This window comes from Paenibacillus typhae (genome assembly GCF_900099765.1).
Taxonomy (GTDB): Bacteria; Bacillota; Bacilli; order Paenibacillales; family Paenibacillaceae; genus Paenibacillus_AQ; species Paenibacillus_AQ typhae.
Window position 1 is genome coordinate 107,311 of record NZ_FNDX01000002.1, and the last position, 14,251, is coordinate 121,561.

General features: G+C 44.2%; 14 protein-coding genes. All 14 read left to right on the plus strand.

Features of this window, described 5'->3' with window-relative positions:
* Positions 1-194 precede the first annotated feature (194 nt).
* The 14 genes from BLR64_RS02150 (at position 195) to BLR64_RS02215 (ending at position 14,086) form a co-directional block, all read left to right on the plus strand.
* On the plus strand, positions 195-518 hold the full coding sequence (locus tag BLR64_RS02150; RefSeq protein WP_090711763.1) for an ArsR/SmtB family transcription factor: 324 nt from the start codon (positions 195-197) through the stop codon (positions 516-518).
* A gap of 81 nt (positions 519-599) precedes the next feature.
* A complete protein-coding gene (locus BLR64_RS02155; protein ID WP_090711765.1) occupies positions 600-944 on the plus strand; it encodes an ArsR/SmtB family transcription factor in 345 nt (114 codons plus the stop codon).
* Positions 945-959: 15 nt separating this feature from the next.
* Entirely contained in the window at positions 960-2,255 is a 1,296-nt protein-coding gene (locus BLR64_RS02160) for an arsenic transporter (RefSeq protein WP_090711767.1), read from the plus strand.
* A 21-nt stretch (positions 2,256-2,276) separates the two neighbouring features.
* Positions 2,277-2,696, plus strand: coding sequence for an arsenate reductase (thioredoxin) (gene arsC, locus BLR64_RS02165; protein ID WP_090711769.1), 420 nt, complete (start codon positions 2,277-2,279; stop codon positions 2,694-2,696).
* Positions 2,697-2,754: 58 nt separating this feature from the next.
* Positions 2,755-3,117, plus strand: coding sequence for an arsenite efflux transporter metallochaperone ArsD (gene arsD / locus BLR64_RS02170; RefSeq protein WP_090711772.1), 363 nt, complete (start codon positions 2,755-2,757; stop codon positions 3,115-3,117).
* A gap of 16 nt (positions 3,118-3,133) precedes the next feature.
* Complete coding sequence (gene arsA / locus BLR64_RS02175; protein WP_090711774.1) at positions 3,134-4,969, plus strand: arsenical pump-driving ATPase; 1,836 nt, start codon at positions 3,134-3,136, stop codon at positions 4,967-4,969.
* A 20-nt stretch (positions 4,970-4,989) separates the two neighbouring features.
* The gene (locus tag BLR64_RS02180; protein WP_090711776.1) at positions 4,990-5,421 is read left to right on the plus strand and encodes a protein-tyrosine phosphatase family protein; all 432 of its coding nucleotides are present in this window, start codon (positions 4,990-4,992) and stop codon (positions 5,419-5,421) included.
* A gap of 152 nt (positions 5,422-5,573) precedes the next feature.
* Positions 5,574-6,029, plus strand: a complete 456-nt coding sequence (locus BLR64_RS02185) for a class I SAM-dependent methyltransferase (protein ID WP_167360577.1) — start codon at positions 5,574-5,576, stop codon at positions 6,027-6,029.
* Between the two features lie 719 nt (positions 6,030-6,748).
* On the plus strand, positions 6,749-8,596 hold the full coding sequence (locus BLR64_RS02190) for a sensor histidine kinase (RefSeq protein ID WP_244157587.1): 1,848 nt from the start codon (positions 6,749-6,751) through the stop codon (positions 8,594-8,596).
* On the plus strand, positions 8,584-10,170 hold the full coding sequence (locus BLR64_RS02195; RefSeq protein WP_090711780.1) for a response regulator: 1,587 nt from the start codon (positions 8,584-8,586) through the stop codon (positions 10,168-10,170). The genes BLR64_RS02190 and BLR64_RS02195 overlap by 13 nt, the downstream gene beginning before the upstream one ends.
* Before the next feature lie 98 nt (positions 10,171-10,268).
* Positions 10,269-11,582, plus strand: a complete 1,314-nt coding sequence (locus BLR64_RS02200) for an extracellular solute-binding protein (RefSeq protein WP_090711782.1) — start codon at positions 10,269-10,271, stop codon at positions 11,580-11,582.
* A 71-nt stretch (positions 11,583-11,653) separates the two neighbouring features.
* On the plus strand, positions 11,654-12,523 hold the full coding sequence (locus tag BLR64_RS02205; RefSeq protein ID WP_090711785.1) for a carbohydrate ABC transporter permease: 870 nt from the start codon (positions 11,654-11,656) through the stop codon (positions 12,521-12,523).
* 11 nt (positions 12,524-12,534) lie between these two features.
* Complete coding sequence (locus tag BLR64_RS02210) at positions 12,535-13,392, plus strand: carbohydrate ABC transporter permease (RefSeq protein WP_090711787.1); 858 nt, start codon at positions 12,535-12,537, stop codon at positions 13,390-13,392.
* Between the two features lie 67 nt (positions 13,393-13,459).
* A complete protein-coding gene (locus BLR64_RS02215; protein WP_244157588.1) occupies positions 13,460-14,086 on the plus strand; it encodes a polysaccharide deacetylase family protein in 627 nt (208 codons plus the stop codon).
* Positions 14,087-14,251: the final 165 nt, after the last annotated feature.

Genomic DNA, 14,251 nt, shown 5'->3' on the forward strand with positions numbered 1-14,251 from the left:
ATCTACAGCAGCCAGGAAAATATTCAACTTTTTATTGTAGTGGTAGGGCTTTTAAAGGAAATGAGCATACCGGTTGCAGATATTTAAAAATTGAACATCTGATGCTCTTTCCTTGCTTTCCATTCAAATGATAATTATCATATAAGTATATAATTATGTGAGATTTGATTTAGGATTTTGAAGGGACAGTGTATATGCTCAATACTGAAATGGCTGAAAAGTTAAAGTTACTAGGTGATAAGACCAGACTCACCATTATGGGATTGCTAAAAGATAAAGAATGGTGTGTTTGTGATTTAGTGGACATACTAAATATGTCTCAACCAAGTGTGAGCCAACATTTAAGAAAATTAAAGGCACAAGGACTGGTTAAAGAAACAAAGCGCGCACAATGGGTATATTATGCTTTGGATATTGAAAAGGATTCCTATATTCAGACCATATTGGATGCACTACCGGATACCGAATCGCTTTTGTTTTTATTAAAAGGCGAATATACGCCATGTGATTGTAAGTGAAGAAGCAAATAAATACATTATATTAGCGCTTGATTATATAAGCTTATGCTTATATAATGATGGAGGAAGGAGGCACGAAAGATGAGCTTCGATTTGGATGAGTTGGATGAAGTGTCGCAGACTTTAAAGCTTTTAGGCGATAAAACCAGACTGACGATGATGAAGCTTCTGGAGAAGCAAGAATGCTGCGTATGTGAGCTAGTTGAAATTTTTAAGACAAGTCAGCCAGCTGTAAGTCAGCATCTGCGGAAACTAAAAGATGCAGGTCTGGTCAAAGAAAACCGGAAAGGCCAATGGATATTTTACTCGGCCAATCCAGATAGTATGCAGCATGAATTAATTCAAAATCTAATTGCCTTCGTTCCTTCACAAGATCATGAATTGGAAGAACTAGATAAAAAAGGCTTAAGAATTTCATGTGATTAATTGGAGGTTGGCGGATTGGTTTCGGTGCTACTAGCAAGTTCTATATTCCTAGTTACCTTGATTTTTGTCATTTGGCAGCCTAAAAACCTGTCCATTGGATGGTCTGCATGCGGCGGAGCATTACTCGCTTTACTTGTTGGTGTAGTCAGCTTGAATGATGTTCTGGATGTTACGCTGATTGTATGGAATGCTACCCTGGCCTTTGTTGCCATCATTCTGATTTCACTGATCCTTGATAAAATTGGGTTCTTCGAATGGGCTGCTTTACATATGGCCAAGGCTGCCAGTGGGAATGGAACCCGAATGTTTATCTATGTCATCATTCTTGGTGCCATTGTAGCTGCATTTTTTGCTAACGACGGAGCAGCACTCATCCTAACACCGATTGTGCTTGCTATGGTCCGTGCGCTCAATTTTGATGAGAAAAAGGTTTTTCCATTCATCATTGCCAGCGGGTTTATCGCAGATACGACGTCTTTGCCGCTGGTTGTAAGTAATCTGGTGAATATCGTATCGGCTGACTTTTTCGGACTCACCTTTATGGAATATGCCGGTCGGATGTTAATACCTACCTTATTTTCCTTAGGGGCAAGCATCTTAGTACTCTATCTATTCTTCCGAAAGAGTATTCCAAGAACCTTTGATAGCTCCCAGCTGAAAAAGCCTGAAGAGGCTATTAAAGACAAGCAGATGTTTAAGCTGTCCTGGTTTGTACTTGCGGTTCTGCTGGTAGGATACTTTGTCAGTGAATTCCTGAACATTCCGGTATCCGTAGTGGCCGGTATCATCGCGATCTTTTTCCTGCTCATGGCAAGAAGAAGTCCTGCTGTACCCACCATGGAGGTAGTGAAGGGCGCACCTTGGGCGATCGTATTCTTTTCCATCGGTATGTACGTTGTCGTATACGGTCTGAGAAATGCTGGACTTACGGATGTATTAGCTGATGTCATTCAAGCTGTTGCGGATCAAGGACTGTTTGCCGCAACAATGGGGATGGGATTTATTGCCGCTGTGATCTCTTCCGTTATGAACAATATGCCTACGGTTATGATTGATGCCCTGGCGATTGATGCTACACAAACCTCTGGACTGGTCAGGGAAGCCTTGATTTATGCGAATGTTATCGGGTCTGACTTAGGACCGAAAATAACACCGATCGGTTCACTCGCAACCTTGTTGTGGCTGCATGTGCTTTCGACCAAAGGCGTGAAGATATCCTGGGGAACGTATTTCAAAACAGGTATTATTCTCACGATCCCTACATTGTTTATAACGCTGCTTGGCCTCTATATCACACTAACCCTATTTTAAACTCAAAGGAGAATGCGACTCATGGATAAGAAAACGATTTACTTTTTGTGTACAGGGAACTCCTGCCGGAGCCAAATGGCTGAAGGCTGGGCCAAGAAATACTTAGGTGATGAATGGAATGTATACAGTGCTGGTATAGAAGCTCACGGTTTGAACCCAAAAGCTGTTCATGCCATGAGCGAAGTGGGAATTGATATCTCGAGTCAAACTTCGGATATTATTGATCCACAGCTGCTGAACAGCTCTGATCTCGTCATTACATTGTGTGGAGATGCAGCAGATAAATGCCCGATTACCCCACCTCAAGTAAAACGTGAACATTGGGGATTTGACGATCCGGCCAAAGCCCAAGGAACAGATGAAGAGAAATGGGCAGTCTTCCAGCGGGTTCGTGATCAAGTGGGCGAGCGAATCAAACAATTCGCAGAAACAGGAAAATAATGAAGCAATACAGCCGGGAGCATCCCGGCTGTATTTTTAAACAAAGGAGAAGAAGCTCATGAAAAAGATTGAAATATACGATCCGGCAATGTGCTGCTCCACCGGTGTATGTGGACCTGTAGCTGATCCTGAATTAATCCGAATATCAGCTGTGATTCATAACCTGAAGAAGAAGGAAGTAACTGTATCCAGATTTAATTTAACAAGTGAACCGGATGCTTTTGTTTCGAATACTGAAGTCAGACAATTGCTAGCTGCTGAAGGGCCTGAAGTATTACCTGTTACTTTTGTGGATGGGAAAGTGGTTAAGAAACAAGGATACCCTTCGAATGAAGAGTTAGAGCAATGGACGGGAATTACTGCAGCTGAGTTGATAGCTAAGCCACGAATTCGCCTTGAGATCAAGACGAAAAAACAATAAAGGAAGAAGGCTTATCATGACTACTCTGTTTGATCCGTTAACTATGCTGCCGACCCCTTTCCTGTTCTTCACAGGGAAAGGTGGGGTAGGTAAAACCTCAACAGCCTGTGCGGCAGCCATTGCTCTGGCAGACTCCGGCAAACGGGTTCTGCTTGTAAGCACCGATCCAGCCTCAAATCTACAGGATGTTTTCGGAATAGAACTTTCTAATCATCCGACTGCAATTGAGCGTGTTCCTAATCTCTTTGCTGCTAATCTTGATCCGGAGACAGCCGCGGCAGAGTATAAAACAAAACTGGTTGCTCCTTACCGGGGAGTGTTACCTGATTCAGTTATTACTTCGATGGAAGAGCAGCTATCAGGAGCATGTACGGTAGAAATTGCGGCATTTGATGAGTTTACTACCCTTTTGACGGATCAAAAACTGAAATCTCAGTTCGATCATATTCTATTTGACACTGCACCTACAGGACACACGCTGCGCCTGTTACAGCTGCCTTCAGCTTGGAGTGGGTTTCTGGATACAAGTACACACGGAGCTTCGTGTCTAGGCCCATTAGCGGGTCTAGAAGCTAAAAAAAATCTATATCATGAAGCAGTTAAGTCTTTGTCGGACGGTGCTCTGACAACTCTGATCCTGGTCACCCGCCCGGAGTATTCACCCTTAAAAGAAGCCGCAAGAGCATCGACTGAACTGAAAGATACTGGACTAAAAAATCAGCTGCTTGTGGTTAATGGAGTACTCACTTCCTCTATAAACAATGATGCAGTAGCAGAGAACTTTGTAGAGCGGCAGCAGAAAGCTTTATCACAGATGCCAGCTGAACTTCAATCTCTGGCAAGTTATCATATTCCGTTAGTTCCGTTTAATGTTACGGGCATTGAAAGCCTGCGTGCATTCTTTAAACCTGCCCCAGTAACTCCGGCTCCTGAAGAACGGGTAAAGATAGAAACTCAAATTTTAACACTTGAAGCTTTGATTTCTGATCTGGAGACAAGTGGAGTGCGGGTGATTTTTACGATGGGTAAAGGCGGTGTGGGGAAAACTACTGTAGCCTCTGCAATAGCTGTTGGTCTGGCCGAACGGGGACACCGAGTTCATCTCAGTACAACAGATCCGGCAGCTCATCTGGAATATGTATTCGGTGATCATTCCGATCAGATATCCGTCAGCCGGGTGGATCCGAAGGTGGAATTGGAGAAATATCAGCAAGAGGTGATCCGCCAGAATGCAGATTCCCTTGATGAAGAGGGGCTTGCCTTTCTGGAAGAGGATTTAAGATCCCCATGTACTGAGGAGATAGCCGTGTTTCGGGCATTTGCTGACTTGGTAGAGTGCTCTGAGGATGAGATCGTGGTTATAGATACAGCACCAACCGGACATACGCTGTTATTGCTGGATGCCACTCAAGAATACCATAAGGAGATTGCACGTTCCTCCGGCGTCATACCGGATTCCGTGCAGCAATTATTGCCGAGACTCCGTGATCCCAAGGAAACAAGCGTCGTTATTGTCACTCTGGCAGAGGCAACGCCGGTTTATGAAGCCTCCCGTCTGGAGCAGGATTTGAAGCGTGCAGGTATTCCGACAAAATGGTGGGCGATCAATCAAAGCTTTGCTGCTGCAGGAACGACGGATCCGGTGCTTAGCGGCCGTGCTCATGCAGAACTGGATTGGATTCGGAGCGTGGTGCAAAATGCTGAAGGTCATGCGGTAATTATCCCGTGGAAGCAAAGTGAAGTAACAGGATATATGCAGCTCAAAGAGCTAACCAGCGACCTTACTTTGGATTTTGTGCGAGACGAACACGGTGAAGGACTAACTATAAGTGGCGGAAGCGGCTGCTGCTAAAGAGATAGGGGAGAACTATAATGGCAAATTATCATGAACTGATCGAAGGCAAAGTATACATTGGCGGGGAGAACGCACTACTTGAAGCCCTTCAGGAGCAAGAAATTTCCGATGTATTTGACTTAAGAGATACCGGCACGAAGGCAGAGGGCTTTCCTGACCATGTAACCCGTCATCATTTTCCGATTGTGGAGGATGAGGGCGGCCAGGAAGATTCTGTTCAAGCGGCAATCCAGGCGGTTACGGCAGCAGTAAATGATGGGAAAACTGTGTATTTCCATTGCGCCGGCGGACGGAATCGCACAGGGACTGTGGCTACAGGAGTCCTGCTTGAACTTGGCCATGCTGCGAATGTAGAAGAGGCTGAAGCCTTGGCCAAAGAAAAGCGCCCGGATATCAACATTAAGCAGGATATGCGTGATTTGTTAAAGGGCTTATATCCATCCAACTAAGCAAAACGTATATGTAAAAAAGACTATTTCCTAATGGAGATAGTTTTTTTGCTATTGAGTTGCAATATACAACTGTTGTTTGATGCATTCTTTCTATGGAGGGATGATAATGAAAACAAAAGGAATACATAGGCCTACGATTGAGGATGCAATTGAGATCAGCGGAATTGAAACGCTACGGGATCGATATTTCTGAAAAGATGATCCTATCTGCTAAAGAGACCGCTCAAAAGTCAGGCAATACAGAGCGTGTTTCTTTTCAACTGGGGGACTCTCAAGCATTACCTTTCAGTGACAACACTTTTGATGCAGTCATTAACGAATGCGCGGTTGGTATTCCTGATGACTCCCAGCAAGTGCTTAATGAAATGGTGCGTGTAGTAAAGCCAGGAGGTTCAGTAGTGATTCATGAGTCCATTTGGAAGAAGCAGATATCGGATATGGAAAAGGAGGAGCTGTCTGAAAGGTATGGAACGACACCCTTGGAGCCCGAGGAATGGAATGATATGTTACAGAGAGCTGGAGCCATTAACATTATATCGGAGCATGAAGAGTGGTCTAAGCCGGAAAGATTCTGGAAGGTACGCCGGAAAACCGACGTTATGTGAAATTGACGCTTTCTCCAAAGGGGCAGATGCTCTATGAACAAATTATATCTGTTTTGAATTCATATTTCGAAACGATTATGAAGGATATCCCAGAAGATAAAAGGGAGCAGGTTGCGGAGAGCCTGGAGTTGTTAATCCATGCACTAAATAAGAATAACTGCTGTTAGAAACATTTTTGTTCAAAAAGAGAGATTGGTGAGTGCATATGCAGGAGCCTTCCAACGCGATAAAGTCATAGCTTACTATGTTCTTGTCCTACCGTCGAATGGGGCGGTATGTCGGAAGACAAGAATATAGTCCCATAATTGCCCGCGCCCAGCGCGGGTTTTCTAATTTAAGCCGAAAATGGACCAGAACATGGTACTATTTCCGATTTAAACTTGGGTTCACCAATTTCATTGATAAGGAAAGTTGCACTTAACTTAATTCCAACAGCTTCTATTTTTAGAATGTAGGAGAAGCAGCCTGATGAACATCAACGTGTCGGAGCAACGACGTTATTCACATGAAAGTGATGCATTGGCTAAAATTATACTACGTGGTATGTAATTACAAGCTGTTGCATAGTTTGGATTTATACATATATTCCCTCTTTTCTATGCAAACCTCTGAACTATTAAGACACTATAAACATTCGATAACAACACTGTAGATTGATACTTGAAAAAATTGTGAAGTTCTGCATAAATAGGAGGGAGTAATCTGGAGAGACAGCAATCATGAAATCGGAGGGTCAAGCTGTGAACTTGCATATCAAGAGCATTAGGTCCTTATTTCGCAGTAAAATAAGGAAACTGTCTTTTAAAATCCCGTTTGCCTATTTTCTAGTGATCTTATTCACCGTAGGGTTCAGTTATTTGGTGCTCAACCAAATATCCTCGAATTCAGCACAGAAGAAAATTAGTGAGGCTTCGCTACAGACGATTACGTCTATACAGACCAATGTCGACTTAATGGTTGGAAACGTTAACAACTATTCCAAGATGATTTTTTCCGATCATAATCTTCAAAACTTGCTAAGGCAAGGGAATGTATATGCTAATTTGGATACCCAGTCTAAGGTTAGTGCCTATTTGTACAATCTCATGCAAGCAGTTCCAACGATTGATTCCGTTTATATTTTTGACAATACAGGTCATAGTTTTTCCGTTGGGACTCAGGAAATGCCGACGTTTAAAGAGGCGAACGTAAAGGATGCTCCATGGTATCAACAGGTGGTCCAAATTGAAGGAAGGTACATCTTGAGACTGAATGGGAGCGGAGTCTTCTCCGAAGGAACGGCCGACGGGAATTTTATATCCGTTATCCGATTGATCCGCGATATCGACAACACGTCTTCGCTTGGTGTTCTGATCATGAACATTAAGGCGGATTCCTTTGTTCAGGCCTACTCTGATCTGCTGAATGAAGACTCCTTTGAGATTGCCATTTTGGATGAGAACAATCAAATGATTGTTGCGAATACTGCATTGGGACAACAGGGGGCAGTTCTGCAGCAGATCGTGACAGCCAATAAAGACAAGCTTGAAGAGAGGTTCAGGCAGGGACGCCCCGGTTCGCTTACCCTAAGCTCAGGCTCACAAAAATATACCGTCTCTTATTTGACAGGCGGAAATTACAACTGGAAGTTTATCAGTGTGAATTCATATGGAACCGTCGATTTCAAAAATAAATCACTGGTTCTATTGGCGCTGATTCTGCTTGTGATCAATGGAACCATATTTTTTGTGAGCTCCTTCTTCATCTCACGCAGCATCATTAAACCGATCCACAAGCTTTTGCGTTCGATGAACAAAGCGCCAAGCGGTAATCTCCGCAAAGTAAATGTGGAGCTAAACAGTTATGAATTCGAACAATTATACAAAGGACATAACGATATGATCGAACAGATCGATCAAATGCTGAAGCGAATTATTGAAGAGCAGAGCACGCTACGCAAGGCGGAATTAAATACGCTGCAAGCCCAGATCAAACCCCATTTCCTATACAACACTCTGGACTCCATTACCTCACTGGCAATGTCCGGTTTAAATGAACAGGTTTGTGAGCTGATTGAAGCTTTGGGAAGTTACTATCGCCTGAGCGTCAGCAAAGGAAGAGAGATTATTACAGTTGGTGAAGAGGTTGAAATTGTCCGCAATTATTTAAAAATCCAGAAGACGCGTTATCCGGATGTCTTTGAAGTTCATTTCGAAGTGGACGAGACCTGCTGCCAATATCCAATTCCTAAGCTTGTGCTGCAGCCGCTAGTCGAAAATTCCCTTTATCACGGAATACGGCCGAAGGGATCACGGGGAACGATAGGAATCAGCGTGAGTTGCACGAACGATAAAGTAAATATAACGATTGCTGATGACGGGATTGGAATGTCGCAAGAAGAGATCGCACAGATTCTATACACGGAGAGAAAAGGTCAAAATCAGAGCTTCGGCCTCTGGGGAACGATGGAACGTTTACGCATTTTTTATGGTGATAAAGACTGTATTCATATCGAAAGCGAACCGGGAAAGGGAACTGCTATCTTAATAAATATACCGAATGGGGTGGATCCGGCATGGGTGAGTTAAAGGTGTTACTTGTTGATGATGAGTATCTGATACGGAATTTAATGAAAATGCGTATTGACTGGGGAAAGCAGGGAATGACCATCATCGGTGAAGCCTCTAATGCCGTTGAAGCACTTCAATTTGTGGACGAGCATAAACCGGATATCATATTTACGGACATCTATATGCCTTCTATTGATGGTATTGAATTTAGTGAACGGGTGTTAAAAAGGTACCCCGATATTAAAATCGTGGTCGTAACCGGTCACGACGAATTTGAATATGCCCGCAAAAGCATCAAGCTGGGAATAACGGATTTTATATTAAAGCCGATCCACGCCTCGGAGTTACTTCATGTTACCGATAAGCTAAGACAGATAATAAATGAAGAACGGACACGGGGACAGGAGCTGGAGAAGCTGAAAGAAGAGCTTAAGCAGAATTTCCCTTATCTCAAGGAGAAATTTCTATATCATTGGTTAAACGGTACGCTTTTAAGGGAAGAAATTCATGAAAAAGCAGCGTATTTCGGAGTGCCTTTAGGTGTTGGTGCAGAAGCGCTTCAAATTGCCGCTATTGAAATTTCTCCAGCTTCAACGAAGCAGACCGAGGAGCAGCTGATTCTCCTAAGAATGGAATGCGCAAAGAAGATAGAAGCGTTCTTTAGAGAGAATCCCCTTGTGATTATTTTTACAGATACCCGGAATCAGATTATCCTGGTACACCAGAACCCGGATGCCAATCTGGCTGCAGCTTACGAAGTGTTAATCACGAATCTGACTGAATCGGGAGGCTGTACGGTAAGTGTCGGTATCGGGCAAAAACATGAAAACATTGAGGAGGCAAATTTGGGATATCAGGAAGCCTGCCGCGCACTGTATTATCAGGCCTTCATCGGAAAAAACCAGGTGATTTGCTTCGAAGATATCATAGAGAATGGAAATCAGCAGTACCAGTCCAACGCGACTCTCCTTCATCAGCTTCAGTTCTGTCTCAGTGTCGGGTCCGCTGAGCAGGTGGTTGAGGTATTAAGAGAGATCTTTAGCATGTCGTTCTCCAGTGTGTCGCAGTTCCGTTTGGCGGCAATGGATGTATTCAGGGAATGTCAGCGCGCGGCTATTGAACAACAGATCGAGGACGAACCTCATTTTAATGAAACCCTCATCTCCATCCTCACGGCCGATCATCTTCCCGAATTAACGGGAGCGCTCAAGAGCTACGTGCTTAATGTTGCAATGGCTATCTATTCGAAAAAGCAAACCAAGGAAGGCAATCTGATCAGCCAAGTGAAAGAATATCTGAAAAATAACATAAGCAATCCCGAAATGGGACTTGCAAGTACAGCTGCCGCATTTTTCGTAAGTCCGGGTCACTTGGGACGGCTGATGAAGAAGGAGACCGGGCAGACCTTTGTTGAGTACCTAACGAATATACGCATGAAAAAGGCGGAGACTCTTCTGAAGCGAACGGACTTGAAAGGCTATGAGATCGGGGAACAGGTAGGAATTACCGATCCGCATTATTTCAGTATATTATTCAAAAAAAATCTGGGCCGGTCGATGAACGAGTACAGAAGCAGCAGAAATGATGTTTGAATTTTAAAAGGAAATGCCCGTTTTTTGAATGGAGCTGCACGGGGGATTTCCCTAGAATTTGATATAGAAACAATGAATATTCATAGGGAGGTCAGATAATGAAAACGCTGTTAAAAAGAACGATGGGCATTGCTTTGGCTGTAGGAATGGCAGGTAGCATCGCTGCTTGTTCATCTAATTCCTCAAATGAGTCGAAATCAAATGAAAGCGGATCCATAAAATTGACGCTTTGGGATCAATCTGTTGGCAATACGGATCCATCGGCCAAATTATTACCGCAAATCATTGAAAAATGGAATTCCGAGCATCCCGATATTCAGATTGACCGGACAGGTACAACAGGCGAGCAATACAAGACAAAGATTAAGACCTCTATTGCCGCGGGTGAATCGCCGGATATCTTTTACGGCATGGGCGGAGGCAGCTTCATGGAGCCTTATATTAAATCCGGTAATGTCCTTGAGATCTCTAGTTATTTGTCCGATGACGTTAAATCCAGAATGGGCCCGGGTATGGCGGAAGCCATCGAGAACGACGGTAAAATTTACACACTTCCGGTCTACACCCATATTGCGAATCTTTATGTAAATACTGAATTGTTCGATAAAGCGGGAGCCAAGCTGCCGACGACCTATTCCGAACTGCTTGATGCGATTGATAAATTAAAGGCAGCCGGAATCACTCCGGCTCTCATCGGAGAAAAAGACCGCTGGCCTGGCATGTATTGGTACGATATCATTGCGATGCGCCAAGCAGGAAATGATCAAGTGATGGAGGCCTTCAAGGATCCTTCAAAATGGAATTCACCGGACTTTGTAGCTGCGGCAGCGAAAATGCAGGATCTGGCCAAAGCCGGCGCTTTTAACAGCAGTATGTTCAGCATGAGCTATGATGAAATGCTCGGCGCATTTAATGCAGGGAGCGGAGCTATGATGGTTCAGGCAAACTGGGTAAATGCCGGTATCGAAGATCCATCTTCGGCGGTAAAAGGGAAAGTTAAGGTCATTCCTTTCCCGGTCTTTGAAGACGGAAAAGGTAAAGGCACTGAAATATTTGGTGGCGCGGTAGACGGTTTCTATATCAGCAATAACACCAAGCATCCTAAAGAAACCGTTGAATTCCTGATGTATCTAAGCGAACAGCTTGGCACACAGGGCTATCTGGCCGGTGCGGGACTTCCAAGCTGGAACATTGACGGGCTGGATACCTCAAGCCTTTCCTCGCTGGATCTGTCCAGCGCAGAGATTATGAAAACGGCAACATCATTTATTGCCTGGTGGGATAATATTCTGCCCGCCGATTCCGCAGAGTCTCACAAAAACTTAATTGCACTGCTATTGGCAGGAGACATCACTCCGGAGGAATTCTGCAAACAGATGGCACAGCTTAAGCCGACGGAACTAAACCTCTAATGATGAAATAAATGCAAACAAGATGTGGTCAGGGACTCATCCCTGACCACATCTTTGAGAGGAGAAGGACGATGAACTCTGTATTTTCCAATAAGACGGCAATTGCTATATTTGTTCTTCCTACATTTCTTATCTTTAGTGCCATTGTCTTAGTTCCGATTTTCGTCTCCAGTTACTACAGCTTACTCGACTGGAATGGGATTGGAAAGGGTGTATATGTCGGATTTCATAACTATGCTGAGATGTTCACGGATTCACGGGCGCTACATTCCATCCGGAATTCGCTCCTGTTCGCCGCCGCATCTATCTTTATTCAATTACCCATCTCTCTAGTCCTGGCCCTTATCCTGGCATCCAATGTAAAAGGGGAAGGGTTTTACCGTACGGTGTATTTTATTCCCGTTCTGATATCAACAGTAGTTATCGCTCAACTCTGGTCCAAAATATATAATGCGGATTACGGCCTTCTAAACTCGCTCCTGGAGAGTGTAGGTCTTTCCAGCCTGGTACAGGATTGGCTTGGCCAGAAGAAAACAGCGCTTATCGCTTCGTTTATTCCGACGCTTTGGCAATATATCGGCTATCATATGCTGCTGATGTATGCCGGAGCAAGGTCGATATCCGCGGATATTTTTGAAGTGGCCAAGATTGACGGGGCTTCCCGTGTGCGGACTGCCTTTCTGATCACCATACCATTGATGAGACCGATCCTTAAAGTATGCCTGGTCTTCTCGGTCATCGGTGCATTTAAAGTATTCGATCTGATTTATGTACTGACAGGCGGCGGCCCTTTCTTCACTACGGAAGTGCCGAGCACATTAATGTACACATCTATCTTTGATGCTTTCCGCTATGGATACGGCAGTGCAATTTCCGTGTTCATTATTGCTGAGTGTCTGCTCTTCACATTAATCATCAATAAATTTTTCAAGACAGAATAGGGGTGAGAAGATTGAGTGCCGCTGAAGCAGTGCCGCTGAAGAAGCCTAAATCTATTGGAAAAATACTGTTGCAAGTGTTGTTAATCCTGGTTGCGGTTACGCAAATTTATCCGCTCATCTGGCTCGCCTTTTTCTCACTTAAAGATAATAGCGAGATATTCAGTGGAGATGTAGCGGGATTTCCCAAACATTTTCTGTGGAGCAACTATACTAAGGCCTTGTCCGAGGGTCACATTTTAACTTATTTTTTCAACAGCGTACTGGTAACCGCCGTGTCTATCCTCCTCGTGCTGATTCTGTCTGCCATGACAGGTTACGCCATCACGAGAATGAACTGGAAGCTCAGCAACTTAACCATGACTATAATCCTTTTGGGGATGATGGTACCCATTCATGCAGCTTTGCTGCCATTGTTTATGGTTCTGAAGAATGCAGGATTACTCAACACCTATTGGGCTTTGATTATTCCTTATGTCGCATTCGGGATCCCGATGGCGGTGTTTATTCTCGGAAGCTTTTTTAAAGGAGTTCCCCGGGAACTGGAGGAAGCGGCAGTTATAGACGGCTGCGGGATTTACCGGACCTTTTTCTCCATCATCTTGCCGCTTGTTCGTCCTGCCGTGTCTACAGTCGCGATCTTTACGTTTCTTTCCTGCTGGAATGAGCTAATGTTCGCCGTGACCTTTATCAATAAAGAGTCATATCAGACGCTTACGGTGGGCATGATGTCGATGGTCGGAACCTATATTACACAGTGGGGAATTATTGGAGCGGGGCTAATGATAACAACGATCCCGACGATTCTGATTTATTTGCTGCTTAACAAGCAGGTTCAGCAAAGTATGATTGCCGGTGCGATCAAGGGTTAGTCCATCGTTACATTTCAATAACAGCCTATACCATAACGGGAAGAGGGGTAGTGTGGTGGAATTAAGGTTGATAAATAAAGTACCAACCCTGCAAAAAGTCGTTGCCTTTACCTTTGATGATGGGCCGGATCCGCTGTATACCAGACAGTTAATGGAAATATTTCAACGAGTTAACGGCTATGCGACTTTCTTTATGGTCGGACAGCAAATGGATCTTTACGAAGATATTGCGGCCGAAGTTCATGCGGCTGGACATGAAATCGCCAATCATACCTATACTCATCCGGATTTGACGAAGCCTACGCTTGAGGAAGCCCGAATGGAACTGAAGCTTGCGAATGAGAGGATCCGCAGGGTGACTGGAGAAGCTGCCGCAAATTTTAGACCGCCGTATTTTGCAGTGAACCCTGATATTCTGGCCCTTGCCGCGGAGTTCGGATGTCCATCCATAGGTTGCGTAAACGGTGAAGCCAAGGACTGGGAGCAGCCTGGAGTCAATTTTATTCTGGAGCATACACGGCCAACTATTGAGAACGGAAGCATCCTTTTGTTCCATGATGGTTATGGGGAGCGGGAGCAAACGATTGAAGCCGTCCGGATTCTGACCGGACAATTAGACGCCGAAGGCTACCGCTTTGTCACTGTAAGCGAGCTGTTGAAATCATCGGATGCAGCTGCAGAAGATAGTGTATAATTTGGGTGAGGAGAATATTCCAATGTATAGCAGTTGCTCAGATTTCCGGAGCGGCTGCTTTTTTATATCCATTGTATGAATCAGAAAGTAAAGGCTGGATGTTCGAATTTTGAAAGCGGATGCACGAATTTTGAATGGAGTAAAGGCAGCCTTTTCCCTAAAATT